The sequence below is a fragment of the Rathayibacter sp. Leaf296 genome (genome assembly GCF_001423045.1).
Lineage (GTDB): Bacteria > Actinomycetota > Actinomycetes > Actinomycetales > Microbacteriaceae > Rathayibacter > Rathayibacter caricis.
Map to the genome: position 1 here is coordinate 1 of NZ_LMNR01000001.1, position 3,136 is coordinate 3,136.

The following is a 3,136-nucleotide window of genomic DNA, read 5'->3' on the forward strand; positions in this document are numbered from 1 at the left end:
GGTCGGCGGGGCAGGGGGCAGGGTTCCGCAGAGCGTCCTGCGTCCGCGCACGACGATCCGCTGAGACGCGGATCGCCGGTTGCGCTCGCTCACCCCTCGCTGGTCGAGTAGCCGCCGCAGGCGGTGTATCGAGACCCACCAGCTCCCGACTCCCACCCGCCACCCCTCCACGGAAGGCCCCGCACATGACCACGCAGAACGACTGGGTGTTCCCGAAGGGCGCCCTCGCGCGTGACGGGTGGGAGTCCGTCGTCGACGACTCCCGCGCCGGCTGGCAGCACACCGGTCTGCGCGTCGCCGACCTCGCCGCGGGGACCGTGCTCGAGCTCCCCGCCGACGGCGTCGAGCGCCTGGTGGTCCCCCTCTCCGGATCGTTCACGGTCCGGCATCAGAGCTCGGGCCCGTCGGAGACCACCCTGCTGGAGGGTCGGGTCTCGGTCTTCGACGGTCCGAGCGACGTCCTCTACCTCTCGAGCCTCGCCTCCGCGACGCTCGAGGGGGAGGGGCGCGTCGCCGTCGCCGAGGCGCCCACCACCGAGGTGCACCCCAGCCGCCACATCACCCGCGACGAGGTGCCGATCGAGCTGCGCGGCGCCGGCCGCTCGAGTCGGCAGGTGCACAACTTCGGCACGCCGCAGGCCCTCGAGGCCGGGCGCTTCATCGTCTGCGAGGTGATCACTCCGGCCGAGAACTGGTCGAGCTACCCGCCGCACAAGCACGACGAGTCGATCCCCGGCCAGGAGTCGCGCCTCGAGGAGATCTACTACTTCGAGACCGCCGTCGCGAAGGGCCTCGACGCCCCCGCGCAGGCCGACCCGTTCGGCTTCCTCCGCACCTACTCCTCGCCGGCCGGCGAGATCGACGTGCTCGCCGAGGTCCGCACCGGCGACGTCGCCCTGCTGCCGTACGGCTGGCACGGCCCGTGCGTCGCGGCGCCGGGCTACGACCTCTACTACCTGAACGTGATGGCGGGGCCGGATCCCGAGCGCGTCTGGAACATCTCGGACGACCCCGCCCACGGCTGGATCCGCGCGACGTGGGAGGGTCAGGACATCGATCCGCGCCTCCCCTACGACCGCTGACACCCGGCACCGACACGACACCCCTCGACGAAGAAGGACGGCACGACATGAGCACCACCAGGCGGATGACGGTCGGCCAGGCGCTGATCGAGTTCCTGGCGAACCAGTGGACGGTCGACGGCGACCACCGCGAGCGCACCATCGCCGGCACGTTCGGCATCTTCGGGCACGGCAACGTCGCCGGCATCGGCCAGGCGCTGCAGCAGCTCGAGGTCGAGCAGCCGGGACTCATGCCGTACCACCAGGCGCGCAACGAGCAGGCGATGGTGCACCAGGCGGTCGGCTACGCGCGCATGCGCCGGCGCCGCGCGACGTTCGCGAGCACCGCCTCCGTCGGCCCCGGTGCGGCGAACATGCTCACCGGAGCCGCGCTCGCCACCACGAACCGCCTGCCCGCGCTGCTGCTGCCGAGCGACACCTTCGCGACCCGTGTCGCGGATCCGGTGCTGCAGCAGATCGAGCTGCCGCACGACACGAGCGTGCAGGTCACCGACGCGTTCCGCCCGCTCTCGCGCTTCTTCGACCGCGTCGACCGCCCCGAGAAGCTCTTCTCGATCGCCCTCGCGGCGATGCGCGTGCTGACCGACCCCGCCGAGACCGGTGCAGTGACCATCGCCCTCCCCGAGGACGTCCAGGCCGAGGCGCTCGACGTGCCCGAGGGGTTCCTGGCGCCCCGCGAGTGGCACGTCCGGCGTCCGGTCCCCGAGCGCGGCCCCCTGGCGCGCGCCGTCGAGGCGATCCGCTCGGCGAAGAACCCGATCGTCGTCGCGGGCGGCGGAGTGATCTACTCCGGTGCCGAGGACGCCCTCCGCGCGCTCGTCGAGGCCACCGGCATCCCGGTCGGCACTTCGCAGGCCGGCGGCGGCTCCCTGCTGTGGGACCACCCGCAGTACCTCGGCGGCATCGGAGCGACCGGCACCACCGCGGCGAACCGGCTCGCGGCCGAGGCCGACGTGGTCATCGGAGTCGGCACCCGCTACTCCGACTTCACCACGGCGAGCCGCACCGCGTTCCAGAACCCCGACGTGACCTTCGTCAACATCAACGTCGCCTCCTTCGACGCCTACAAGCACGGCTCGCAGCTGCCCGTCATCGCCGACGCCCGCGAGGCCCTGGAGGCGCTGCTCGCCGCGCTCGAGGGCTGGAGCGTTCCGGAGGAGTGGTCGCGGAGGGCCGCCGAGGAGAAGTCGGCGTGGGACGCCGTGGTCGACCGCGCCTTCGAGCCCTCCGGCGGCGAGCTGCCCGGTCAGGCCGAGATCATCCACGCCGTGCAGTCGGCCTCCGATCCGCGCGACGTCGTGGTGCAGGCGGCGGGCTCGCTCCCGGGCGACCTGCACAAGCTGTGGCGGGTGCGCGACAGCCTCGGCTACCACGTCGAGTACGCCTTCTCGTGCATGGGCTACGAGATCGCGGGCGGTCTGGGCGTGCGCCGCGCGGCTCCCGACCGCGACGCCATCGTGATGGTGGGCGACGGCTCCTACCTGATGCTGCACACCGAGCTCGTGACGGCGGTGGCCGAGGGGCTGAAGATCATCGTGGTCCTGCTGCAGAACCACGGCTACGCGTCCATCGGGCACCTGTCCGAGACCTTGGGAGGCGAGCGCTACGGCACGCGGTACCGCGACGGGAGCGGCGCGGTGCTGCCCGTGGATCTCGCCGCGAACGCGCGCAGCTACGGCGTCGAGACCATCGAGATCGCCCGCGGACCCGAGGCGATGGCCGACCTGGGCCGCGCGATCACGGCCGCGAAGGCGTCCGAGACGACCACGCTCATCCACATCGAGAGCGACCCCCTGCAGTACGCGCCGAGCGGCGAGGGCTGGTGGGACGTCCCCGTCGCCGAGACCTCGACCCTGCCCGGCACCCAGCGCGCCCGCGAGGAGTACGTCGAGCACTCCGCCGCCCGCCGCCCCCTCCTCGGCTGACCGCGCCCCTATTGCTGGTCGAGTAGCGCCGCAGGCGCGTATCGAGACCCGCGATGTCCTGGAGCTGGTGGATCTCGATACGCCCGCTGCGCGGGCTACTCGATCAGCGGGCTGGGGGTCGCGCCTCTT

Annotated in this window: 2 protein-coding genes; both read left to right on the forward strand. The window is 72.5% G+C overall.

Going from position 1 to position 3,136, the window contains the following annotated elements; all coding sequences use genetic code 11:
* The first annotated feature begins 185 nt into the window (after positions 1-185).
* Entirely contained in the window at positions 186-1,082 is an 897-nt protein-coding gene (gene iolB / locus ASF46_RS00005; protein WP_056865894.1) for a 5-deoxy-glucuronate isomerase, read from the forward strand.
* A 47-nt stretch (positions 1,083-1,129) separates the two neighbouring features.
* Positions 1,130-3,007: a 3D-(3,5/4)-trihydroxycyclohexane-1,2-dione acylhydrolase (decyclizing) gene (gene iolD / locus ASF46_RS00010; protein ID WP_056865895.1), complete on the forward strand. Its 1,878-nt coding sequence runs from the start codon at positions 1,130-1,132 to the stop codon at positions 3,005-3,007.
* Positions 3,008-3,136: the final 129 nt, after the last annotated feature.

What these genes read in the sequence shown, in the direction of transcription:
- iolB (WP_056865894.1), top strand. Translation starts at nt 186, where the DNA reads ATGACCACGCAGAACGACTGGGTGTTCCCGAAGGGCGCCCTCGCGCGT.
- iolD (WP_056865895.1), top strand. Translation starts at nt 1,130, where the DNA reads ATGAGCACCACCAGGCGGATGACGGTCGGCCAGGCGCTGATCGAGTTC.